Source organism: Staphylococcus hsinchuensis, from assembly GCF_038789205.1.
Lineage (GTDB): Bacteria > Bacillota > Bacilli > Staphylococcales > Staphylococcaceae > Staphylococcus > Staphylococcus hsinchuensis.
In genome coordinates, this window is sequence record NZ_CP128355.1 from 1,552,608 (window position 1) to 1,576,746 (window position 24,139).

The window sequence follows — 24,139 nt, forward strand, 5'->3', positions numbered from 1 at the left end:
GGTATAGTATGAGTAAGATATTTTACAGAGATTATTCTCGTATAGGAGGTCCAGCATTGGATAACGATCGTCAAAAAGCATTAGATACAGTTATAAAGAATATGGAGAAATCATTTGGTAAAGGTGCAGTAATGAAACTCGGTGATAATAAAGGTCGCAGAGTTTCAAGTGTATCAAGTGGGTCAGTAACATTAGATAACGCATTAGGCGTAGGTGGTTACCCTAAAGGCCGTATAGTTGAGATTTATGGTCCAGAAAGTTCTGGTAAGACGACAGTTGCCTTACACGCTATCGCTGAAGTTCAGAAAAATGGTGGTATCGCAGCATTTATCGACGCTGAGCATGCATTAGACCCTGTATACGCTCAAGCCTTAGGTGTCGACATTGATAATCTTTACTTATCACAACCAGATCACGGAGAGCAAGGTTTAGAAATCGCAGAAGCGTTCGTTCGAAGTGGCGCTGTTGATATTGTAGTAGTTGACTCTGTTGCAGCATTAACACCAAAGGCTGAAATTGAAGGTGAAATGGGCGATACGCACGTAGGTTTACAAGCGAGATTAATGTCACAAGCACTACGTAAGTTATCTGCAGCTATTTCTAAATCTAATACTACAGCAATCTTTATCAACCAAGTACGTGAAAAAGTCGGCGTTATGTTCGGTAACCCTGAAGTAACACCTGGTGGTCGTGCATTGAAATTCTATAGTTCTATTCGTATTGAAGTTCGCCGTGCTGAACAATTGAAACAAGGTCAAGATATTGTTGGTAATAGAACTAAGATTAAAGTAGTTAAAAACAAAGTTGCTCCACCATTCAGAGTAGCAGAAGTTGATATTATGTATGGTAAAGGTATTTCTAAAGAAGGAGAGCTTATCGATTTAGGTGTAGAAAACGATATTGTTGATAAATCAGGTGCATGGTATTCATATAATGGTGACCGTATGGGTCAAGGTAAGGAAAATGTTAAAACTTACTTGAAAGAAAATCCAGAAGTGAAAAACGACATCGATCAGAAATTACGCGAGAAATTGGGTATTTTTGATGGAGATGTAGAAGAGTCAGAAGAAGAAAGTACTCCTGAAACACTTTTTGATGAATAAAATTAGAGTTTAACCACCAATATAATAGTTATATATGATATTCTATAGTTAGAGCGTATATATAAGGTATACGCTCTTTTTATATTAGAATAAATCTTATTTTTTGAATTATGAAGTTGTATTTAAGTGTTGTTATAAGTAGGTAAATTATTGAAATGGAAACCTTGACACTTATTTACTTAAGACCGTACAATTGTAGTTGTATGATTCTTATATAACTTCATATAATCATATTTGAATTTGATATAAAGAGCAAAAATCCTAGAAAAGGGGGTGTTTGTGTGGATTTATTAAACCTCCTACTCGTTTTGCTAGGTATTATTCTCGGAGTTGTTGTAGGGTATATGATAGCCCGTAATTTATTGCATCAAAAGCAATTACAAGCAAGACAAACTGCCGAAGATATTATCGCTCACGGTAAAAAAGAAGCAGATAATATTAAGAAGGAAAAGCTCTTAGAAGCTAAAGAAGAAAATCAATTCTTAAAAGAACAAAGTGAAAATGAACTTCGTGAGAGACGTGGTGATCTTCAAAGGCAAGAAACCCGACTTCTTCAAAAAGAAGAAAATCTAGATCGAAAATCTGATCTCTTAGACAAAAAAGATGAGATTTTAGAGCAAAAAGAATCTGAACTTGAAGAACAACAACAACAAGTAGATGCAAAAGAGAGTAGTGTTCAATCATTAATAAATAAGCATGAACAAGAATTAGAACGCATCTCTGGTCTCACTCAAGAAGAAGCTGCCCAAGAGCAACTTCAAAGAGTCGAAGATGAATTGTCACAAGATATTGCAGTACTTGTTAAGGAAAAAGAAAGAGAAGCTAAAGAAGCGGTCGATAAAAATGCGAAAGAATTATTAGCTACTACTGTTCAAAGATTAGCAGCTGAACATACAACGGAATCAACCGTTTCTGTTGTAAACTTACCGAATGATGAGATGAAAGGTCGAATTATTGGAAGAGAAGGCCGTAATATTAGAACATTAGAGACATTAACAGGCATTGATTTAATTATAGATGATACGCCTGAAGCAGTAATACTTTCAGGATTTGACCCAATTCGTCGAGAAATTGCTAGAACAGCTTTAGTAAATCTAGTATCAGATGGTCGTATACATCCGGGTCGCATCGAAGACATGGTCGATAAAGCCCGTAAAGAAGTAGATGATATTATTAGAGATGCTGGTGAACAAGCTACATTTGAAATTAACGTTCATAATATGCATCCAGATTTAGTGAAAATTTTAGGACGATTACAGTATCGTACAAGCTATGGACAAAATGTTTTAAAACATTCTATTGAAGTTGCTCACCTAAGTGGAATGTTAGCAGCTGAACTAGGAGAAGACGTTACAATAGCTAAAAGAGCCGGCTTATTACATGATGTTGGTAAAGCAATCGATCATGAAGTCGAAGGTAGCCATGTTGAAATTGGTGTCGAATTAGCTAAGAAATATGATGAAAAAGAAATAGTTATTAACGCTATTCATTCACATCACGGGGACGTAGAACCAACTTCTATTATTTCTATATTAGTTGCAGCAGCCGATGCATTATCTGCAGCTAGACCAGGTGCTCGTAAAGAGACGTTAGAAAATTATATTAGAAGATTGGAAAGATTGGAAACATTATCTGAAAGCTATGATGGTGTTGAAAAGGCATTTGCGATCCAAGCTGGTAGAGAGATTCGTGTAATCGTATCACCAGACAATATCGACGATTTAAAATCTCATCGCTTAGCAAGAGATATCAAAGACCAAATTGAAGATGAACTTCAATATCCAGGTCATATAAAAGTGACAGTTGTTCGTGAGACGAGAGCAATTGAATATGCAAAATAATCAGCTAGCCAATTCGGGCTAGCTTTTTTATTTGTACATAAATTCTATGAAAAATGGGTGTGGGAGAGAAATCGAATTTTCTAATAGAGATCTCGTAGTCCCACTAGTTAACAAAGAAGCTGAGACAACTATTTTTGTCCCAGCCTCTTTCTCAATTTAAATATATTTCTAATCTACTTATTATTCAAAAATGAGATTCAATTTATATTTAACTTATTTTAACTCTAAGTCTGCAGATTTTACTTCTTGAATGATTTCAGCAGTATCATAACAATTAGTTGCGATGTTAGCATATCTTTCAGCTAAACGGTACGCATTGATATATAGTTCTAAACTTTCTTTAGCGATATCTTCTGCGTCTTCACTTTTAGATGGATTTGCTGTAACTACTAAATCAGCAAAATGTTGTGGATCAATGTTAATTGACATATATTACAACTCCTATGTTTTGGTTTAGAAAAATTTTAATCTACTATTATTGATACCACTTGAACAATGATTAAAACTTATATTTATTTTAGATATTTTTAGAAGATACTTTTCTTCATATCTCATTTACTTTAAACTAGCAGTAAGAGAGGATGAACTTATAAATGAGAATATTATTTATTGGGGATATCGTAGGTAAGGTTGGTAGAGAAGCCATTTCAACTTATCTATCCAAATTAAAACAAACACATAGACCTACAATTACAATTGTAAATGCTGAAAATGCTGCCCACGGTAAAGGTATCACTGAAAAAATATATAAAGAATTATTACGCGAAGGCGTAGATTTTATGACGATGGGCAACCATACATACGGTCAACGTCAGATATATGATTTTATTGATGAAGCAAAACGTATGGTACGTCCAGCAAATTATCCGGAAGAAGCACCGGGAGTGGGAATGAGATTTGTCCAAATTAACGATATAAAGTTAGCGGTTATTAACTTACAAGGCCGTGCATTTATGCAAGATATAGATGATCCATTTAAAAAAGCGGATGCACTAATTGAAGAAGCTCAAAAAGAAACGGATTACATCTTCGTGGATTTTCATGCGGAAACTACATCTGAGAAAAATGCAATGGGTTGGTATTTAGATGGAAGAGTGAGTGCCGTTGTCGGTACGCATACACATATACAAACTTCGGACGAAAGAATCTTACCAGGTCGTACAGGTTACATTACAGATGTCGGAATGACTGGTTATTATGATGGTATATTAGGTATTAATCGTGACGAAGTGATTTACCGATTCTTAACGAGCTTACCACAAAGACATGTCGTACCTGACACAGGTCGTAGTGTATTATCAGGTGTAATTATTGACCTTGATAAAAACGGTAAGACAAAACACATTGAACGTGTTTTAATTAATGACGATCATCCTTTAACATAGTATCGTCCATTAGTATGAGTTTAGTATTGTACCACTTTTATCATAGTATAAAGGTGGTTTATTTTGATATCATTAAAAATAAAAGAAATTACCACTAGGAGGCAAGATGATATGAAATCACAAGTATCATGGAAAGTGGGCGGTCAACAAGGTGAAGGTATCGAATCAACAGGAGAAATCTTCGCAACTGCAATGAACCGTAAAGGATACTATTTATATGGTTATCGTCATTTTTCAAGTAGAATTAAAGGCGGACATACCAATAATAAAATTAGAGTATCTACAACACCCGTTCATGCAATAAGTGACGACTTAGATATATTGATTGCATTTGATCAAGAAACAATAGAAGTTAACCACCATGAAATGCGATCAGATAGTGTTATTATCGCGGATAGTAAAGCAAAGCCTGAAAAACCAGAAGACTGTCAGGCTCAATTAATAGATTTACCATTTACAGCAACCGCAAAAGAACTCGGCACAGCTTTAATGAAAAACATGGTTGCTATAGGTGCTACATGTGCAGTAATGCATTTAGAAACTGAAGATTTTGAATCTCTCATCACTAATATGTTTAGTAAAAAAGGTGAAAAAGTTGTAGAGATGAATATACAAGCGCTGCATGAAGGATATAAATTAATGACTGAGCATCTAGAAACAATCAAAGGTGATTATGAACTTGAAGCAACGACGAAGCAACCTCATCTTTATATGATAGGTAATGATGCGATAGGATTAGGTGCATTGTCAGGCGGTGCTAGATTTATGGCTGCTTACCCAATTACACCTGCTTCAGAAATCATGGAATATATGATTGAAAATCTACCTAAAGTTGGTGGTACGGTCGTACAAACTGAAGATGAAATTGCTGCTGCTAATATGGCAATTGGATCAAACTATGCAGGCGTTCGTGCCTTTACAGCGAGTGCTGGACCAGGATTGTCATTAATGATGGAAGCAATCGGATTATCGGGGATGACTGAAACACCATTTGTTGTCGTTAATACACAACGAGGTGGACCATCTACTGGACTTCCAACTAAGCAAGAACAGTCTGATTTAATGCAAATGATTTATGGTACACATGGTGATATACCTAAGATTGTTGTGGCACCTACTGATGCAGAAGATGCATTTTATCTAACAACAGAGGCATTTAACTTAGCTGAAATTTATCAGTGTCCTGTAATCATTTTAAGTGATTTACAATTATCATTAGGTAAACAAACAGTTGAAGATTTAGATTATAATAAAATCTCAATCAACCGCGGTGAACTTATCGATTCAGAAATTGAACGAGATGAAGGAGATAAAGCATACTTTAAACGTTACGCTTTAACTGAAAGTGGTATATCACCACGTCCTGTTCCAGGAACAAAAGGTGGTATTCACCATGTAACAGGTGTTGAACACAATGAAGAAGGTAAAACGAGTGAAGCGGCAGAAAATAGACAACAACAAATGGAAAAACGTATGCGTAAAACTGAGCATTTACTCATAGAAGATCCAGTAGAAGCAGATACGCAACACGACGAAGCAGATATTTTATATCTCGGATTTATCTCAACTAAAGGTGCGATTCAAGAAGGTAAGCAACGATTAGAGCAACAAGGTGTAAGTGTGAACCATTTACAAATTAGACAAATCCATCCATTCCCGAAAGAAACAATTCAACAAGCAATAGATAAAGCATCTAAAGTGGTTGTCGTTGAACACAATTACCAAGGACAACTTGCAAATATAATTAAGATGAATGTCAATGTAGGCGATAAATTAGTAAACCAAACGAAATATAATGGTACGCCATTCCTTCCTAAAGAAATTGAGACAAAGGGATTAGAAATTGCCAAAGACCTAAAGGAGTTGGTATAAATGGCAACATTTAAAGATTTTAGAAACAATGTTAAACCGAATTGGTGTCCTGGTTGTGGTGACTTCTCAGTACAAGCAGCAATTCAAAAAGCAGCAGTAAATGTAGGGTTAGAACCTGAAGAAGTTGCATTAATTACAGGTATCGGTTGCTCTGGGCGTTTATCAGGTTACGTGAATGCTTATGGCGTGCACGGTATTCATGGTCGTGCACTTCCACTAGCTCAAGGTGTGAAAATGGCTAACCGAGATTTAAATGTCATTGTATCAGGTGGCGATGGTGACGGTTACGCAATAGGTATGGGACATACGATACATGCCTTACGTAGAAATATGAATATTACGTATATAGTAATGGATAATCAGATATACGGACTTACAAAAGGCCAAACTTCACCATCTTCCGCGCAAGGATTCGTGACTAAATCTACGCCAAAAGGTAATATCGAGCAAAATGTCGCACCATTAGAACTTGCACTATCTTCTGGAGCAACATTTGTAGCACAAGGCTTCTCAAGTGATATTAAAGCACTTACGAAAATGATAGAAGAAGCTATAAACCATGATGGTTTCTCATTTGTGAATGTATTCTCACCATGTGTCACATACAATAAAGTGAATACGTATGATTGGTTTAAAGAAAATTTAACTGATATCGAGGATATTGAAGGATACGATGTTACAGATAAATCAGTAGCTTCTCAAAAAGTACTTGAATATGATTCGTTAATTAAAGGCATTGTATATCAAGATAAAGAAACCCCTTCATTTGAGTCACAAATTGCTGAAATGGAAGGCAAACCGTTAGCTAAAAAAGATATTCAGTTAGAAGCAAATCAATTTGAAGAATTGAAAAAACAATTTATATAAACGGTTAAACTACTAACTTAATTAAATAGTTGATACTATACAGATATAAACGAAATATTTGTGTAGTGTCGACTATTTTTTGTTTTACTAAACTTTAAAGGAGCGTTTTAAATGGTAGACCGTTTTAAATCGATGACTGAACTCTTTGATGAAATGGAACAAGGCGTAGACTGGGAAGTTCAAGTACGTAAGTCAGATCAACCTATTCTCATAACTGCTGTACACGGTGGTGCGATTGAGAGAGGGACGACTGAACTAGGACGTTGTGTAAGTGACAAAGGAGATTACAACTTTTACACTTTTAAAGGTATTAGAAAGAATAAAAATAATGAATTACATGTTACGTCTGAACACTTTGATGACCCGACTTTAAATGAAATGGTTGAGCAAAACGACATTGCTGTTTCTTTGCATGGTTGTAAAGGAGATCAACCTGAAGTTTATATTGGTGGCAATGATGATTCACTTATTGAAAAAATAGAGCAAACTTTATCCGAAATTGAAGTTGTAGTTAAGCCAGCGCCGCGTCACATTGATGGTAAAGGGAAAGCAAATTTTGTAAATCGTTGTCAAAAAGGTGCAGGCGTACAACTTGAGTTAACAGAACAATTAAGAAAAGATTTCTTTAAAAATAAAAAGTTCAGCCTACATCATAGAGAAAATGAAGATAATTGGGACGATTTCATGTTTGATTTCGCAGAGGCACTTATAAAAGCTATTGAACAAGAAAGATAATATGCATATGATGATATTAAGAAAGAAATAATTAATTGAGCAAATAAACTTAAAGTAAAGGATGTCTTATATGCATGATACATTAATGAGTATTCAAATTATCCCAAAACCAGCTAACGGTGAAGACGTTATTCCTTATGTAGATGAAGCAATTAAAATTATTGATCAATCTGGGTTAAAGTATAGAGTAGGGGCTTTAGAAACAACGGTTCAAGGTGAAATGAGCGAGTGCCTAATACTTATTCAAAAATTACATGATCGTATGGTTGAATTAGAAGTTCCAAGTACCATTAGTCAAGTGAAGTTTTATCACGTTCCTGAAGGTATCTCAATAGAAACATTAACAGGGAAATATGACGAAAACTAAAATATTTTTAGATTATCACATTGTGTCGAAAACACTATCTATTCATTAAAGGAGTAGATAGTGTTTTATTTTTAGTGCACTCTCTATATATTGTTATCTGTTACTGAACTTCTATTTATCTATCACGTACATATTCAAAGACATTTTGCACTTTAGCTAAATATTTAATATAATGTAGTAATGATTACGCATAGAAATTAACAGAATTAATAATAATTTTGCATATATAAATAGATCATATTAAGGGATATGTTTAGTTTTTTATGATATAGAAAGGATTTTGTAAAGTGAATGAAGAACAAAGAAAAGGTACTTCGATCGACATTTTAGCCGAACGTGATAAAAAAGAAAAAGATTATAGTAAGTACTTTGAACACGTTTATCAGCCACCTAATTTAAAACAAGCTAAAAAGCGTGGTAAAGAAGAAGTTAAATATAATCATGATTTCCATATCGATGAGAAATATCGCAATATGGGTAAAGGTAAGACATTTTTAATAAAAACATATGGTTGTCAAATGAATGCACATGATACAGAAGTTATGGCGGGTATACTTGGTGCTCTAGGTTATACTCCAATTGATGACATTAATCAAGCTGATGTTATATTGATCAATACTTGTGCGATTCGTGAAAATGCTGAAAATAAAGTTTTCAGTGAAATTGGTAATTTAAAACATTTAAAAAAAGAAAAACCAGAAACAGTTATTGGCGTTTGCGGTTGTATGTCACAAGAAGAGTCTGTCGTAAACAAGATTTTAAAGTCATTCCAAAATGTCGATATGATTTTCGGTACGCATAACATTCATCGTTTACCAGAAATTTTAGAAGAAGCATATCTTTCTAAAGCGATGGTCGTTGAAGTATGGTCTAAAGAAGGGGATGTCATTGAAAATCTTCCTAAAGTAAGAGAAGGCAACATAAAGGCTTGGGTCAATATCATGTACGGTTGTGACAAATTCTGTACATATTGTATAGTGCCGTTTACACGTGGTAAAGAGCGTAGCCGTCGTCCTCATGATATTATCGAAGAAGTGCGTGATTTAGCCCGCCAAGGTTATCAAGAAATTACGCTACTTGGACAAAACGTTAACTCATACGGTAAAGATATTGATGATTTAGAATATGGTTTAGGAGATTTATTAGAAGATATTAGTAAAATTGATATTCCACGCGTTAGATTTACAACGAGTCACCCATGGGATTTCACAGACCATATGATTGATGTTATTGCTGAAGGCGGCAACATCGTTCCTCATATTCATTTACCAGTACAATCAGGTAATGATGCCGTATTGAAAATTATGGGACGTAAATATACACGTGAAAGTTACTTAGATTTAGTAGCACGTATTAAAGCTAAGATTCCTAACGTTGCCTTAACAACTGATATAATTGTTGGCTATCCAAATGAGACTGAAGAACAGTTTGAAGAAACATTGACATTGTATGATGAAGTTGAATTCGAACATGCTTATACTTACATTTATTCACAAAGAGATGGTACGCCAGCCGCTAAAATGAAAGACAATGTACCATTAGACGTGAAAAAAGAACGTTTACAGCGCTTAAATAAAAAGGTTTCATATTACTCTGAAAAAGCTCTCCAACAGTACGATGGTGAAGTAGTCAAAGTATTGTGTGAAGGTACAAGTAAGAAAGACGATAATGTACTTGCAGGTTATACTGAAAGAAATAAATTAGTTAACTTTGAAGGTCCGAAGTCTGCAATCGGTAAAATTGTTGAAGTTCAAGTTGATGAAGCGAAACAATACTCATTAAATGGTACGTATTTGCGTGAAAGCGAAAGCAACATGGTGACAGTATAATGTATGAAAAAGATGAAATTCTTAAAGCGGCGGATGATTTAAGCAAGCAAATTGAAGCGTTAGAAACAGTTAAAGCCTATCAAAATGTTGAACAACAAATCCACAACAATCCACGGGTTGCTGACCGTATGAAAGATTTAAAGAAAAACCAAAAGCAATCAGTTAATTTACAAAACTACGGTAAGCTTGAAGCACTTAAGCAATCAGAAAATAAAATTCAAGATATAGAAGAAAACATCAACGTAATGCCAATTGTAGAAGAATTTAGGGAATCACAGGCAGAAGCGAATGAATTATTACAAATGATGATCGACACAATGGCTGATCGATTAAATATAGAACAAGAAAAGAATGACTGAAAATACTTAAGAGAAAGGGAATGATACACATGCCAATGAAAAAATTTACATTTACAGCAATATTCATTGCCCTCAATGTAGTATTAAGTAGCATTGTAGTCATTCCGTTAGGACCCGTTAAAGCTGCACCAATCCAACATTTAATCAATGTATTATGTGCGGTCTTTGTCGGGCCATGGTTTGGACTTGCACAAGCATTGATTTCCTCGATTTTACGAATCACTTTTGGTACAGGTAGTGTGTTTGCATTCCCAGGTAGTATGATCGGTGTACTACTTGCAAGTGGTTTTTATCATTATAGAAAGCATATATTTATGGCGGCAGTAGGTGAAATCATTGGTACTGGCATCATCGGAAGTATTTTATGTATCCCATTGGCTTGGGTGTTAGGATTCGGTGATGTCGCAATTAAACCATTAATGTTAGCGTTCGTCGTATCAAGTGTCATCGGTGCAATCATCAGTTATATGATATTAATGATATTGAAACGTCGAGGCATATTACAACGTTATTTATAATTTGAAAGCGCACGTTTAGATTGGTGAATGAGTCTAAACGTGCTTTTTGTGTTTAGCATATAGGTTTTATTAAAATGAGGGCTATATTAGTAAACAAAATAAACATTGCTGAAAAATAAATAAATGGGCTAGAGATTTAACATATGTTAAAATTTAATAGTTAATAGAGTCTGAGACAAAAATAGATGTCTCAGATTTTTTACAAACGGAGTGAGACTATGAAATCTCTAAAAGAAAATTCGATTTCTGCCTCATTTCCAAATGTGTACGGGATAAAAAATAAAATTTCAACATTTAATAAGTATGAATATCAAACGAAATAATTAGTGTTACTGTAACACTTTAATATAGAAAGCATTACATAACCCAAATTAAAAATGCTTATACTATACTATTCAAAAGGATTGTGAAATAGATAATGACAAACCAAACGCCAATGATGCAACAATATTTGAAGATCAAATCACAATATCAAGATTGTTTACTCTTTTTTAGATTAGGCGATTTCTATGAAATGTTTTTTGAAGATGCTAAAGAAGCAGCGAGGGTTCTTGAAATTACTTTGACAAAGAGAGATGCTAAAAAAGACAACCCAATTCCAATGTGTGGTGTACCTTACCATTCAGCAGATAGTTATATAGAAACGTTAATCCAAAACGGCTATAAAGTTGCGATATGCGAGCAGATGGAAGATCCTAAACAGACCAAAGGTATGGTACATCGTGAAGTTGTTCGCATCATAACGCCAGGTACAGTAATGGATCAAAATGGTATCGATGAAAAACAAAACAATTATATTTTAAGCTTTATTAAAAACAATGAGGATTACGCATTAAGCTATTGTGATGTTTCAACAGGTGAATTAAAGGTGACTCATTTTAAAGACGAAGCAACTTTAATGAATGAGATCACAACGATCAATCCGAATGAAATTGTTGTACATGAAGCGTTGACGGAAGCCTTAAAACGACAAATCAGTCTAACAACAGAGACGATTACTTTGACACCTGAAATATCAGATGTTATGTATAAGGTCAATACATCTAAAGATGGCGTCATGTATAAAGCAACACAAATTTTATTAGACTATATTCATCATACTCAGAAAAGAGATCTTTCACATATAGAAGATGTTGTAAAATATGAAGCCATTGACTTTATGAAAATGGATTTCTATGCAAAACGTAATCTTGAATTAACTGAAAGTATTCGTTTAAAGAGTAAAAAAGGAACATTGCTATGGTTAATGGACGAAACGAAAACGCCAATGGGAGCACGTCGTCTTAAACAATGGATAGATCGCCCATTAATTCATAAGCAACAAATCAATGCACGTTTAGAAACTGTTGACCAATTCATGAATCACTTTATTGAGCGTGATACTTTAAGAGGATATTTAAATCAAGTTTATGATATTGAACGTCTTGTTGGGCGCGTAAGTTATGGGAATGTCAATGCGCGTGATTTAATTCAACTCAAGCATTCTATTGCTGAAATACCAAATATTAAATCATTACTTGATACTTTCGATTCTCAAACTACAACTCAATTTCAGCAATTGGAGCCATTGGACGATTTACTTTCGTTATTAGAAGAAAGTTTAGTTGAAGAACCACCTATTTCTGTTAAAGATGGTGGCCTCTTTAAACATGGGTTTAATCAACAATTAGATGAATTTCTAGAAGCGTCTAAAAATGGTAAAAGTTGGTTAGCAGAATTACAAACGAAAGAAAGACAACGCACAGGTATAAAATCACTAAAAATTAGTTTTAATAAGGTTTTTGGTTACTTTATTGAAATAACAAGAGCAAATTTACAAGGTTTTGACCCAACTCAATATGGTTATCAACGCAAACAAACACTTTCAAATGCTGAGCGTTTTATCACGGATGAATTAAAAGAGAAAGAAGATATTATTTTAGGTGCAGAAGATAAGGCGATTGAATTAGAATATCAATTGTTTGTACAATTAAGAGAACAAATTAAAGCATATACGAGTCAATTACAACAACAAGCTAAAGTTATTTCAGAAATTGACTGTTTACAAAGCTTTGCAGAAATAGCACAAAAATATAATTTCGCGCGTCCTACATTTAGTGAAGATAAGACCTTGAATTTAACCAATTCACGTCATCCTGTTGTTGAACGTGTCATGGATCATAATGATTATGTACCAAATGATTGTGCTTTAGATCAAGAAACCTTTATTTACTTAATCACTGGTCCTAATATGTCGGGTAAATCTACGTACATGAGACAAGTGGCAATTATAAGTATTATGGCTCAAATGGGTTCTTTTGTACCATGTGATGACGCCACTTTACCTATCTTCGATCAAATATTTACACGTATCGGTGCCGCAGATGATTTAGTTTCTGGTAAGAGTACATTTATGGTAGAAATGTTAGAAGCACAGAAAGCACTTGCAAATGCGACCGAAGATAGTTTAATTATCTTTGATGAAATCGGTCGTGGTACATCAACGTATGATGGTCTTGCATTGGCTCAAGCGATGATTGAATATGTGGCCAACACTTCTCATGCTAAGACATTATTCTCAACACATTATCATGAATTAACAACATTAGATCAGTCATTACCTTGTTTGAAAAATGTACACGTCGCAGCGAACGAATATCATGGAGAGTTAATCTTCTTGCATAAAGTGAAAGATGGGGCTGTAGATGATAGTTATGGTATTCAAGTAGCTAAACTAGCAGATTTACCAGATGAAATTATTAACAGAGCACAAGTCATTTTAGAAGCATTTGAAACCGAAGATAAACACCAAACTGATGTTGCTGTACATCAACTTCAATCTGAAACTGATGCATCTTCTGAAAATGTTAACCAACAAAACCTTCAAAATGCACGCCTAAATCAAACTGAAAACCACGCAAACGAACATAATTACGAAAATCAATTCGAACAACCAGAATTTGATTTATTTGATAAACCAGCACAATATAGTGAAATTGAACATGAAATAAAGTCTTTAAATATCTCAAATATGACACCGATTGAGGCATTAATAAAATTGAGTGAATTACAAAAAGAATTAAAATAGAGGTGAAGTTTCATGGGTAAAATTAAAGAATTACAAACCTCTTTGGCAAATAAAATCGCAGCCGGTGAAGTCGTTGAGCGACCCGGTTCTGTCGTAAAGGAATTGCTTGAAAATGCGATTGATGCGAAAGCAACAGAAATTAATATTGAAGTAAAAGAAGCGGGTGTACAATCTATTCGTGTCGTTGATAATGGAACAGGTATTCAATCAGATGATTTGGATTTAGTCTTTCATCGTCATGCTACGAGTAAGTTAGACGCTGACGATGACCTATTTCATATAAGGACTTTAGGTTTTAGAGGTGAAGCATTAGCCAGTATATCGTCAGTAGCTAAAGTTACATTACAAACTTGTACTGATGAAGAAGAAGGACAACAGATCTATGTGGAAAATGGTCAAATACTTGAACGCAAGCCAGCAAAAGCTAAAAGAGGCACAGATATTTTAGTTGAATCGCTCTTTTATAATACACCCGCGCGTTTAAAATATATTAAAAGTTTATATACAGAATTAGGAAAAATTACTGATATCGTTAATCGCATGGCAATGAGTCATCCAGATATTCGAATCTCGCTTGTTTCTGATGACAAAACAATCATCAAAACGAATGGCTCAGGTCGAACAAACGAGGTTATGGCTGAAATTTACGGTATGAAGGTTGCGAAAGACCTCGTTCACATTTCAGGTGATACAAGTGACTACCATTTAGAAGGATTTGTTGCTAAACCTGAACATTCTAGAAGTAACAAACATTATATTTCTATTTTCATTAATGGCCGTTACATTAAAAACTTTTTGTTAAATAAAGCAATTTTAGAAGGGTATCATACGCTTTTAACGATTGGTCGATATCCGATTTGTTATATTAATATTGAGATGGATCCAATATTAGTTGATGTGAACGTGCATCCGACTAAATTAGAAGTACGATTATCAAAAGAGGATCAATTATTTGAACTTATTGTGGATAAAATTAGGGAAGCTTTTAAAGATCGTATATTAATCCCTCACAATGATATGGATAAAATAGCACAAAAAAATAAAGTACTCGACCAATTTGAACAACAAAAGATTGATTTTGAAAAAAGACAACAACAATCACATTTAAATGACACCAAGGTTGCTCAACAACAGGAAAATGATGAGCAAGGTGATGCAGAAAATAACGACGCTAAAAAATCAGGCATGGAATATGAAGATTCCGATAATATGTCATATCAATCAACAACAAAAGAAGACTCAAAAATACAAGAACAATTATCGAATAAAGACGGATATACTAAATCTCAACGCGAAATATTGTATGACTTAGAACATCAACAATTAGACGAAAAAAATGATGATATTGCTGAACAATCAGATATCAAAGGTGCTATAAGTAAAGATCCATCTCGCCGTGTACCATATATGGAAGTCGTTGGGCAAGTTCATGGGACTTACATCATTGCACAAAATGAAAATGGCATGTATATGATTGATCAACACGCAGCACAAGAACGAATCAAATATGAATATTTCCGTGAAAAAATTGGGGAAGTTTCAAACGAAGTACAAAACTTATTGATACCATTAACTTTCCATTTTTCAAAAGATGAAATGTTCATAATTCAACAACATATTAATGAATTAGATCGAGTAGGCGTGCATTTAGAACCGTTTGGTGGCAACGATTATATCGTTGATAGTTATCCTGTATGGTTTCCAAGTGTTGAAGTAGAAGAAATCATTAAAGATATGATTGAATATGTATTAGAACATAAAAAGGTAGATATTAAAAGGATTCGTGAAGAAGCGGCTATAATGATGAGCTGTAAAAAATCAATTAAGGCCAATCACTATTTGAAAAATAATGAAATGTCAGATCTTGTTGATCAATTACGTGAAACTGAAGATCCATTTACGTGTCCGCATGGTAGACCGATTATTATTAACTTTTCAAATTATGAATTGGAACGACTCTTTAAACGAATTATGTAGGAGATGAAAAAAGTGAAACCCCATATTTTACCAGCTGTAAGGTCAATGAAAGATTTAGAAAAGCTAATCAAAACGGATTATACTTCTTGTGTTTTGTTGGATATGCATGTCGGTCATGTTAAAAGCATTATAGAATTATTAAATAAACATCATGTAGGATTTTATTTACATGTTGATTTGATCAAAGGTATGAGTCACGACGAATTTGCTTGTGAATATTTAATTCAAACATATAAACCTAAGGGCATCATCTCTACAAAGACGAAAGTAATAAATAAAGCCAAATCATTAGGCACTACTACAGTTTTTCGCGTATTTATATTAGATAGCCAAGCGTTACAACGCAGCATTCAACTTATTAAACGCGTAGAGCCTGATCTCGTTGAAGTGTTACCTGGAATAGCTACTAAAGCTATAAATATCATTAATAAAGAGACCCAAACAGATGTCATCGCAGGCGGTTTAATAAATGAAGTAGAAGAAGTGGATTTAGCCATTGAAAATGGTGCGAGATATATTACTACGAGTGCAAGAACTTTATGGTAAAACATAAAGTTCTGCGCTTTTTTTATTATTATTGAGATTTATTTTTAAAATAAACATCATCAATTTGGTAATTAAATATGTATAAATGAGTTTTAAATCATTTGAAAACGCTTGGTTTATCAAATAATTTAACATCATTCAATTTTTATAAAAACAAACTAAACCAATATTAAGATAAAGTTTTTAATTTTTAAAATGAGAGAGAAAATAAAAAAGATGTTGACAACGCTTACAAAGAAAGTATAATATAAAATCAAGTTAATAATTAGAACAGAGATAGGAGATTTCTACAGTATCGAGAACGGTTGTTCATCACTGGATACAATTGTGGGGATCTCCTTGTCTCTTTTTAGGAGGAATATAAATGAATGTATTTTTTGCTGAATTTTTGGGAACAGCAATTCTGATCTTGTTCGGTGGCGGTGTCTGTGCGAACGTTAACTTAAAGAGAAGTGCAGGACACGGTGCTGATTGGATTGTTATTGCTGCAGGTTGGGGACTTGCAGTTACTATGGGAGCTTATGCGGTAGGTGGCGTATCTGGTGCACATTTAAATCCCGCTGTAACGTTAGCATTCGCCATGGATGGAGCATTGAAATGGTCAATGGTTCCAGGTTATATTATTTGTCAAATTCTTGGTGGTATTTTTGGTGCGTTTCTAGTTTGGTTAGCGTATTTAGCACAATGGAAACATACAGAAGATAAAGATGCTAAATTAGGCGTTTTCTCTACAGCACCGACTGTTAAGAACTACTTTGCAAACTTCTTAACTGAGATTGTTGGGACTGCAATTTTAACATTAGGATTACTTTTCATTGGAACAAATAAAATTGCTGATGGGTTAAACCCATTAATCGTTGGTGGATTAATCGTAGCAATTGGTTTAAGTTTAGGCGGACCAACTGGTTATGCGATTAACCCTGCTCGTGATTTAGGACCTCGTATTGCACATGCTATCTTACCAATCGCAGGTAAAGGTGAATCAAATTGGGGCTATGCGATTGTACCGGTATTAGGACCTATTGCTGGTGGTATGATCGGTGCGGTAATTTATAGATTATTTTATAAAGGTGCATTTGATGCAATGTCAGTTGTAGGGATTGTAGTATTAATCCTAACGTTAGTTCTAGGCGTTGTGTTAAATAAATCTAAAAAAAATAAAGATATTGAATCTGTCTATTAATTTTATTGGGTATGTCGAACATTAGTAAGTTACAATCAATCATTCTAGTAAAAGTTTGATTAAAAAACTTGATGGGAATATATTATTGAGTGTAATATTTGTAATTGATGTCTGATTACTACATATAAGATTGTGTCATCAAACAGAAGTAATAGGGAGTGTATGAAGATGGAAAAGTATATTTTATCAATTGACCAAGGTACAACAAGCTCTAGAGCAATTTTATTCAATAAAGATGGTGAAATTGTAGGCGTTGCGCAACGTGAATTTAAGCAGTATTTTCCAAAATCAGGTTGGGTTGAACACGACGCGAATGAAATTTGGACTTCAGTTTTAGCGGTTATTGCTGAAGTGTTAAATGAACAAAATATCGGTGCAGATCAAATTGCAGGTATCGGTATTACAAACCAACGTGAAACGACAGTAGTTTGGGATAAAAAGACAAACCGTCCAATTTATCATGCGATTGTATGGCAATCTCGTCAGACACAAAGTATTTGCCAAGAGTTGAAAGATAAAGGATTGGAAGATAAATTCCGTAAAAAGACTGGTCTTTTACTAGATCCTTACTTTGCAGGAACAAAAGTTAAATGGATTCTTGACAATGTTGACAGTGCAAAAGAAAAAGCTGAAAATGGTGACTTATTATTCGGTACAATTGATTCATGGTTAGTATGGAAGTTATCAGGCGGTAAAGCCCACATTACAGACTATACAAATGCTAGCCGTACATTAATCTACAATATCCATGATTTAGAATGGGATGACGAATTATTAGAAATATTAGACATCCCTAAATCAATGTTACCTGAAGTTAAAGAATCAAGTGATGTTTACGCGAACACAATCGATTATCATTTCTATGGTCAAGAGGTACCAATCGCAGGTATCGCAGGTGACCAACAAGCTGCATTATTCGGTCAAGCTTGTTTCGACCGTGGAGACGTTAAAAACACTTACGGAACTGGCGGTTTCATGTTAATGAACACTGGTGAAGAAGCAGTAGCCTCAGAAAGTGGATTATTAACTACTATTGCATACGGATTAGATGGAAAAGTAAATTATGCACTTGAGGGTTCAATCTTCGTATCAGGTTCAGCAATTCAATGGTTAAGAGACGGATTAAGAATGATTAATTCAGCTCCACAATCTGAAAATTATGCAGAGCGAGTAGAATCATCTGAAGGTGTATATGTCGTACCTGCATTTGTTGGTCTAGGTACACCATATTGGGATGCTGAAGCACGTGGAGCAGTATTCGGATTAACACGTGGTACTGAAAAAGAACATTTCATCCGTGCTACATTGGAATCACTTTGTTACCAAACACGTGACGTTTTAGAATCAATGGAAAAAGATTCAAGCATCAAAGTAAATAGTTTACGTGTTGACGGTGGTGCTGTTAAAAATAACTTCATCATGCAATTCCAATCAGATTTATTAAATGTAGGTGTTGAACGTCCTGAGATTAATGAAACGACTGCTTTAGGTGCAGCATATCTAGCTGGACTTGCAGTTGAATTCTGGGAAAATAAAGACGAAATTGAAGATCGTAGAAAAATCGAAAAAGAATTTAAACCAGAAATGCAAGAAGAAGAAAGAGAAAAATTATATAAAGGTTGGAAGAAAGCAGTAGAAGCTACACAAGTATTCAAACCTGAAGAATAATAAAATTAGACTATTTCTTGTTAATTATGCTATAATAAGGGTAAGTTAATAATAAGACACGAGAAAAGAGAGACTCTGTTCGTACAATTTATATATGTATGGGAAGGGTCTCTCTTTTTTTAATATATTAGGAGGCGCAAAGGTATGAGTTTATCAACTTTAAAAAGAGAACAAATCAAGCATGATTTAAAAAACGAAACTTATGATGTTGTCATTATTGGTGGCGGAATTACTGGTGCTGGTATTGCTTTAGATGCTAGCCAAAGAGGTATGAAAGTAGCTTTAGTAGAAATGCAAGACTTTGCACAAGGAACAAGCTCTCGTTCAACTAAATTAGTACACGGTGGTTTACGTTACTTAAAACAATTCCAAGTTGGTGTTGTAGCTGAAACAGGTCGTGAACGTGCGATTGTATACGAAAATGGTCCACACGTAACTACACCAGAACGTATGCTTTTACCTATGCATAAAGGTGGAACATTCGGTAAATTCTCAACATCACTTGGCCTTGCAATGTATGATAGACTTGCTGGTGTAAAAAAATCTGAACGTAAGAAAATGTTAAACTCAAAACAAACTTTAGAAAAAGAACCATTAGTTAAAAAAGATGGTCTTAAAGGTGGCGGTTCTTACGTTGAATATCGTACAGATGACGCACGTTTAACAATCGAAGTTATGAAACGTGCTGAAGAAAAAGGCGCGACAATTCTTAATCATACTAAATCAGTACATTTCACTTATGATACAAATGAAAAAGTTAATGGTATTCATGTAGAAGACCAAATCAATGGTGAAACTTATCCAATTAAATCTAAAAAAGTAATTAATGCAAGTGGTCCATGGGTAGATGAAGTACGTAGCGGAGACTATGCTCGTAACAATAAACAATTACGTTTAACTAAAGGTGTTCACATTGTTATCGATCAATCTAAATTCCCATTAGGTCAAGCAGTTTACTTTGATACTGAAAAAGATGGCCGTATGATCTTTGCGATTCCACGTGAAGGTAAAGCATATGTTGGTACAACAGACACATTCTATGATAATGACAAAACATCACCACTACCAACACAAGAAGACAGAGATTATTTAATTGATGCTATCAATTACATGTTCCCAGAAGTTGAAGCTACTGATGATGACATTGAATCATCATGGGCTGGTGTAAGACCGTTAATTTTAGAAGAAGGTAAAGACCCTTCTGAAATTTCAAGAAAAGACGAAGTTTGGGAAGGTAAATCAGGTCTTCTTACAATCGCTGGCGGTAAATTAACTGGCTATCGTCACATGGCTTTAGAAATCGTTGACTTACTTTCTAAACGCTTAAAATCAGAATATGGATTAAAATTCAAAAAATGTGAAACTAAAAACTTACCAATTTCAGGCGGAGATGTTGGCGGCAGTAAAAACTTTGAACATTTTGTAGAAGAAAAAGTAAAAGATGCTCAAGCTTATCAAATCGATGAAGATATTGCTCGTCATTTCGCTTCAAAATACGGTTCAAATGCTGAAGATTTATTCAAGATCGCACAAACGGCACAATATCAAGAGTCAGGTATTCCATTAGATATTTATACAGAACTTGTTTATTCAATTCAAAATGAAATGGTTTATCGTCCAACTGACTTCTTTATCCGTCGTACAGGTAAATTATACTTCAAAATCGATGACGTATTAGAATATAAAGATAGAGTAATCGATATTATGACTGAATTATTAGGTTACTCAAACATCGAGAAAGTTCAATACACTAAAGAATTACAAGTAGCTATTGATGAAGCTCAATCAGGTAACAACCAACCAGCTGTTAAAGAATAATAAAGCTTCTGTACCTAATAATGAATGGTAGTTTGAAATATTGCATATGGTTAGCCAATCAGAGTTTTTACTCTGATTGGCTTTTTTGAGTGTTAAGATAACGAATTAGAAAATTTTAAATCAATTAACTTGTTGCTAACTATTTGATAACATAGTATCTTAAAGGTATATTGAACATACAATACATATGAATTGACATTTGTTTTTGGGGGCAAAGAAATGAATGAGAATGAATTTTTTATCACAGTTTCAGATGGGACCATGTTAGAAGTTAAACGAGACAAAGCAAAGCATGACACAATTGGTGTTGTGCATTTTCTGCATGGAATGTCTGAACATATGGGTAGATACGATAAATTAATAAAATCATTGAATCAGCAAGGCTACGATGTTATTAGGCATAATCATAGAGGTCATGGTAAACACCTCGATGAAAAGCAAAAAGGACATATTCAAAATTTAGAGTTAGCTGCTGACGATACATATGAAATCGCACAAACGATTTGCACACGTTATAATGATATACCTTATATTGTGATAGGTCATTCAATGGGTTCCATGGTTGCACGAGTTTTTGCCTATAGATATCCTCATGCTGCACAGGGATTAATCCTCATCGGTACAATGCAACATTCCAAGTTAAAGAGTATTCCGGCTATGATTGCATTAAAGTTAATTACAATTTTCTGCGGCAAAAATCGTCGCATGAAATGGTTAAATAATTCTATGTATAAATCGTTTAATAAAAATATTAAAAACGTTCATTCAGATAATGATTGGCTTTCAAGTGACAGAAATGAAGTAAAACGTTATGAAAAGGATCCTAACTCAGGATTTCTTGTTTCCAACCAATTAATATACCAAGTTGTTAAACAACAAATTACTACAAGCAAAACTAAAGTAATGAAAAAGTTGAATCCAAATTTACCTATTTTACTTATATCAGGGAAAGAAGATCCATTAGGTGAATATGGCAATGGCATCCGTCGATTAGGCAAGATTTATAAACAAGCTGGTATTCAACATATTACCGTTCAATTGTATAAAAATAAGAGACATGAGATATTGTTGGAAAATGATTGTGAAACAACTTGGCAACATATGTATGAATGGATAGAGAAACAAATTTTAAAAGATAGAGAGAGTTGACTTATATGAGAGACGGTAAACCTTTTATCATAGTTGTCGTAGGCCCGACAGCTGTGGGGAAGTCCGACTTCAGTATCGAACTTGCAAAACGTTTCAATGGTGAAATTATTAGTGGCGATTCGATGCAAGTATACAAACAGATGGACATAGGTACTGCCAAAGTTTCTAAGGAAGAAATGAATACTGTACCACATCATATGATTGATATTTTAGAACCAGACGATAACTTTTCAGCTTATGCATTTAAAGAACGAGCACAACGACTCATATCTGAAATTACTGAGCGAGGTCGTACACCCATCATTGCAGGTGGGACTGGCTTGTATATTCAATCATTAATTTATGATTACGACTTCGATGATGAAACGATTTCTGATGAAGAGAACGAACGTGTTGAAGCGAAATTAAAGCAACTAGAACAATTGTCTAATGATGAACTTCATGCATATTTGGCAACATTTGATAAAGATTCGGCACGCGATATTCACCCTAATAATAGAAAAAGAGTAGTAAGAGCCATACAATATTATTTAAAAACAAAAAAACTTTTAAGTTCTCGCAAGAAAATGCAACATGGCGACCTAATTTATGATACATTATTACTAGGGATAGAAATGTCGCGTAATACTTTATATCAAAACATAAATGAACGCGTTGATATAATGTTGGAACGCGGATTATTAAATGAAGTTGAACAGCTCGTTAACCAAGGATACGAATCGTGTCAAAGTATGCAAGCGATTGGCTATAAAGAAATGGTGCCCGTAGTGAAAGGCGAGATGGATTTAGAGGATGCAGCAGTTATTTTAAAGCAGCATTCAAGAAATTATGCAAAGCGCCAAATGACATGGTTTAAAAATAAACTAGATGTTGTATGGTTAGATAAAGAGCAGCGTTCACTATCATTAATGTTAGAAGAAGTTTCCGCCCTAATAAAGACAAAGGAGTAACACAAAGAATGATTAAACATGAAAGCATCCAAGACAAATTCCTAGGCCAATTTAGGGATGAAAAAACGAAAGTCGTCGTTTTTTTAATCAATGGCTTCCAAATGAAAGGAATCATTGAGGATTATGACAAGTACTTAGTTTGCTTACAATCACAAGGAAAACAACATCTGATTTATAAGCATGCTATTAGTACATTTACCATTGATGATGCTGAAGAATAATTAATTATTAAAAACAAAACGATGGAATGGGACTGAAATCGATTTTTTTAACTGACATTTCGTAGTCCCACTTAATGAAAAAGAGTCTGAGACAATAATTTATTGTCTCAGACTCTCATTATTTTTAATATAAAATTTTGTCTCAAAATTTACGATTAAAGTACGTCTTCAATTTCAGCCTTAATTTGTTCAGGTTTCTTTTGTGGTGCGAAACGATTAACAACGTTACCTTCTCTATCTATCAAGAACTTTGTGAAATTCCATTTAATCTTTTCATTTAAAAAGCCATTTTGTGCTTCAGTTAAAAATTTAAATAAAGGATGTTGATGCTCGCCTTTAACATCAATCTTCTCATGCATAGGGAAGGTAACACCGTAGTTGATTTTACAATTATGTGTGGCCTCTTCACCAGTACCTGGTTCTTGACCGCCAAATTGGTTACATGGGAATCCTAAAACAACAAACGATTGGTCTTTATATTCATTGTACAGTTGTTGCAAACCTTCAAATTGAGGCGTGAAACCACATTCACTCGCAGTGTTAACGATTAACATTACTTGTCCTTTGTAATCCTCTAATTGATACGTATCTCCATTTGTTTTTTGAACTTCAATATCATAAATATTCATTTCCATCACCTCTTAAATTAAATTTAACACAATTGAAGCCTATAGTCTTGAAGTA

At 34.2% G+C, this 24,139-nt stretch carries 21 protein-coding genes; 19 read left to right on the plus strand and 2 right to left on the minus strand.

Going from position 1 to position 24,139, the window contains the following annotated elements:
• Window positions 1-56 precede the first annotated feature (56 nt).
• Window positions 57-1,103, plus strand: a complete 1,047-nt coding sequence (recA, locus tag QQM35_RS07730; RefSeq protein WP_251516594.1) for a recombinase RecA — start codon at window positions 57-59, stop codon at window positions 1,101-1,103.
• Between the two features lie 281 nt (window positions 1,104-1,384).
• Complete coding sequence (gene rny, locus QQM35_RS07735; protein WP_251516596.1) at window positions 1,385-2,944, plus strand: ribonuclease Y; 1,560 nt, start codon at window positions 1,385-1,387, stop codon at window positions 2,942-2,944.
• Between the two features lie 213 nt (window positions 2,945-3,157).
• Here the strand turns inward: rny and QQM35_RS07740 are convergent, their stop codons facing one another.
• Entirely contained in the window at window positions 3,158-3,373 is a 216-nt protein-coding gene (locus tag QQM35_RS07740; RefSeq protein ID WP_251516598.1) for a hypothetical protein, read from the minus strand.
• A 164-nt stretch (window positions 3,374-3,537) separates the two neighbouring features.
• Here QQM35_RS07740 and QQM35_RS07745 point away from each other — a divergent pair, with 164 nt between their 5' ends.
• The 17 genes from QQM35_RS07745 to hfq all read left to right on the plus strand — a co-directional run bounded on the left by QQM35_RS07745 (window position 3,538) and on the right by hfq (window position 23,455).
• Window positions 3,538-4,329, plus strand: a complete 792-nt coding sequence (locus QQM35_RS07745; protein WP_251516600.1) for a TIGR00282 family metallophosphoesterase — start codon at window positions 3,538-3,540, stop codon at window positions 4,327-4,329.
• A gap of 111 nt (window positions 4,330-4,440) precedes the next feature.
• Window positions 4,441-6,201 carry a 2-oxoacid:acceptor oxidoreductase subunit alpha gene (locus QQM35_RS07750; RefSeq protein WP_251516602.1) on the plus strand — a complete coding sequence of 587 codons (1,761 nt, stop codon included), beginning with the start codon at window positions 4,441-4,443 and terminating at the stop codon, window positions 6,199-6,201.
• Window positions 6,202-7,068: a 2-oxoacid:ferredoxin oxidoreductase subunit beta gene (locus QQM35_RS07755; protein WP_251516605.1), complete on the plus strand. Its 867-nt coding sequence runs from the start codon at window positions 6,202-6,204 to the stop codon at window positions 7,066-7,068.
• 111 nt (window positions 7,069-7,179) lie between these two features.
• Entirely contained in the window at window positions 7,180-7,803 is a 624-nt protein-coding gene (locus QQM35_RS07760; protein WP_251516608.1) for a poly-gamma-glutamate hydrolase family protein, read from the plus strand.
• A gap of 70 nt (window positions 7,804-7,873) precedes the next feature.
• A complete protein-coding gene (locus QQM35_RS07765; protein WP_251516611.1) occupies window positions 7,874-8,170 on the plus strand; it encodes a thiamine-binding protein in 297 nt (98 codons plus the stop codon).
• Window positions 8,171-8,457: 287 nt separating this feature from the next.
• Window positions 8,458-9,999 carry a tRNA (N6-isopentenyl adenosine(37)-C2)-methylthiotransferase MiaB gene (miaB, locus tag QQM35_RS07770; RefSeq protein WP_251516614.1) on the plus strand — a complete coding sequence of 514 codons (1,542 nt, stop codon included), beginning with the start codon at window positions 8,458-8,460 and terminating at the stop codon, window positions 9,997-9,999.
• A complete protein-coding gene (locus tag QQM35_RS07775; RefSeq protein ID WP_251516617.1) occupies window positions 9,999-10,358 on the plus strand; it encodes a RicAFT regulatory complex protein RicA family protein in 360 nt (119 codons plus the stop codon). Before miaB ends, QQM35_RS07775 begins: the two co-directional genes overlap by 1 nt.
• A 29-nt stretch (window positions 10,359-10,387) precedes the next feature.
• Window positions 10,388-10,876, plus strand: coding sequence for an energy coupling factor transporter S component ThiW (gene thiW, locus QQM35_RS07780; RefSeq protein ID WP_251516620.1), 489 nt, complete (start codon window positions 10,388-10,390; stop codon window positions 10,874-10,876).
• 439 nt (window positions 10,877-11,315) lie between these two features.
• Window positions 11,316-13,943: a DNA mismatch repair protein MutS gene (gene mutS / locus QQM35_RS07785; RefSeq protein WP_418129364.1), complete on the plus strand. Its 2,628-nt coding sequence runs from the start codon at window positions 11,316-11,318 to the stop codon at window positions 13,941-13,943.
• Window positions 13,944-13,955: 12 nt separating this feature from the next.
• Window positions 13,956-15,920 carry a DNA mismatch repair endonuclease MutL gene (gene mutL / locus QQM35_RS07790; RefSeq protein ID WP_251516628.1) on the plus strand — a complete coding sequence of 655 codons (1,965 nt, stop codon included), beginning with the start codon at window positions 13,956-13,958 and terminating at the stop codon, window positions 15,918-15,920.
• Between the two features lie 12 nt (window positions 15,921-15,932).
• Window positions 15,933-16,466, plus strand: coding sequence for a glycerol-3-phosphate responsive antiterminator (locus tag QQM35_RS07795; RefSeq protein ID WP_418128566.1), 534 nt, complete (start codon window positions 15,933-15,935; stop codon window positions 16,464-16,466).
• Window positions 16,467-16,830: 364 nt separating this feature from the next.
• Complete coding sequence (locus QQM35_RS07800) at window positions 16,831-17,649, plus strand: MIP/aquaporin family protein (protein ID WP_251516634.1); 819 nt, start codon at window positions 16,831-16,833, stop codon at window positions 17,647-17,649.
• Window positions 17,650-17,817: 168 nt separating this feature from the next.
• A complete protein-coding gene (gene glpK / locus QQM35_RS07805; protein ID WP_251516637.1) occupies window positions 17,818-19,317 on the plus strand; it encodes a glycerol kinase GlpK in 1,500 nt (499 codons plus the stop codon).
• A 144-nt stretch (window positions 19,318-19,461) separates the two neighbouring features.
• Window positions 19,462-21,135 carry a glycerol-3-phosphate dehydrogenase/oxidase gene (locus QQM35_RS07810; protein ID WP_251516640.1) on the plus strand — a complete coding sequence of 558 codons (1,674 nt, stop codon included), beginning with the start codon at window positions 19,462-19,464 and terminating at the stop codon, window positions 21,133-21,135.
• Between the two features lie 219 nt (window positions 21,136-21,354).
• Complete coding sequence (locus QQM35_RS07815; protein WP_251516643.1) at window positions 21,355-22,284, plus strand: alpha/beta fold hydrolase; 930 nt, start codon at window positions 21,355-21,357, stop codon at window positions 22,282-22,284.
• A 5-nt stretch (window positions 22,285-22,289) separates the two neighbouring features.
• A complete protein-coding gene (miaA, locus tag QQM35_RS07820) occupies window positions 22,290-23,234 on the plus strand; it encodes a tRNA (adenosine(37)-N6)-dimethylallyltransferase MiaA (RefSeq protein ID WP_251516647.1) in 945 nt (314 codons plus the stop codon).
• Between the two features lie 8 nt (window positions 23,235-23,242).
• Window positions 23,243-23,455 carry an RNA chaperone Hfq gene (hfq, locus tag QQM35_RS07825; RefSeq protein WP_251516650.1) on the plus strand — a complete coding sequence of 71 codons (213 nt, stop codon included), beginning with the start codon at window positions 23,243-23,245 and terminating at the stop codon, window positions 23,453-23,455.
• 155 nt (window positions 23,456-23,610) lie between these two features.
• Here hfq and QQM35_RS07830 read toward each other — a convergent pair whose 3' ends face one another.
• A complete protein-coding gene (locus QQM35_RS07830; RefSeq protein ID WP_418128572.1) occupies window positions 23,611-24,084 on the minus strand; it encodes a glutathione peroxidase in 474 nt (157 codons plus the stop codon).
• Between the last annotated feature and the right edge of the window lie 55 nt (window positions 24,085-24,139).

Bases quoted from the DNA above. Each gene is read 5' to 3' on its own strand.
- mutS (WP_418129364.1), top strand. From the start codon at position 11,316: ATGCAACAATATTTGAAGATCAAATCACAATATCAAGATTGTTTACTC.
- QQM35_RS07760 (WP_251516608.1), top strand. From the start codon at position 7,180: ATGGTAGACCGTTTTAAATCGATGACTGAACTCTTTGATGAAATGGAA.
- QQM35_RS07745 (WP_251516600.1), top strand. From the start codon at position 3,538: ATGAGAATATTATTTATTGGGGATATCGTAGGTAAGGTTGGTAGAGAA.
- QQM35_RS07800 (WP_251516634.1), top strand. From the start codon at position 16,831: ATGAATGTATTTTTTGCTGAATTTTTGGGAACAGCAATTCTGATCTTG.
- thiW (WP_251516620.1), top strand. From the start codon at position 10,388: ATGCCAATGAAAAAATTTACATTTACAGCAATATTCATTGCCCTCAAT.
- QQM35_RS07750 (WP_251516602.1), top strand. From the start codon at position 4,441: ATGAAATCACAAGTATCATGGAAAGTGGGCGGTCAACAAGGTGAAGGT.
- hfq (WP_251516650.1), top strand. From the start codon at position 23,243: ATGATTAAACATGAAAGCATCCAAGACAAATTCCTAGGCCAATTTAGG.
- glpK (WP_251516637.1), top strand. From the start codon at position 17,818: ATGGAAAAGTATATTTTATCAATTGACCAAGGTACAACAAGCTCTAGA.
- QQM35_RS07740 (WP_251516598.1), bottom strand. From the start codon at position 3,373: ATGTCAATTAACATTGATCCACAACATTTTGCTGATTTAGTAGTTACA.
- QQM35_RS07830 (WP_418128572.1), bottom strand. From the start codon at position 24,084: ATGAATATTTATGATATTGAAGTTCAAAAAACAAATGGAGATACGTAT.
- QQM35_RS07815 (WP_251516643.1), top strand. From the start codon at position 21,355: ATGAATGAGAATGAATTTTTTATCACAGTTTCAGATGGGACCATGTTA.
- QQM35_RS07755 (WP_251516605.1), top strand. From the start codon at position 6,202: ATGGCAACATTTAAAGATTTTAGAAACAATGTTAAACCGAATTGGTGT.
- QQM35_RS07810 (WP_251516640.1), top strand. From the start codon at position 19,462: ATGAGTTTATCAACTTTAAAAAGAGAACAAATCAAGCATGATTTAAAA.
- QQM35_RS07775 (WP_251516617.1), top strand. From the start codon at position 9,999: ATGTATGAAAAAGATGAAATTCTTAAAGCGGCGGATGATTTAAGCAAG.
- QQM35_RS07765 (WP_251516611.1), top strand. From the start codon at position 7,874: ATGCATGATACATTAATGAGTATTCAAATTATCCCAAAACCAGCTAAC.
- mutL (WP_251516628.1), top strand. From the start codon at position 13,956: ATGGGTAAAATTAAAGAATTACAAACCTCTTTGGCAAATAAAATCGCA.
- miaA (WP_251516647.1), top strand. From the start codon at position 22,290: ATGAGAGACGGTAAACCTTTTATCATAGTTGTCGTAGGCCCGACAGCT.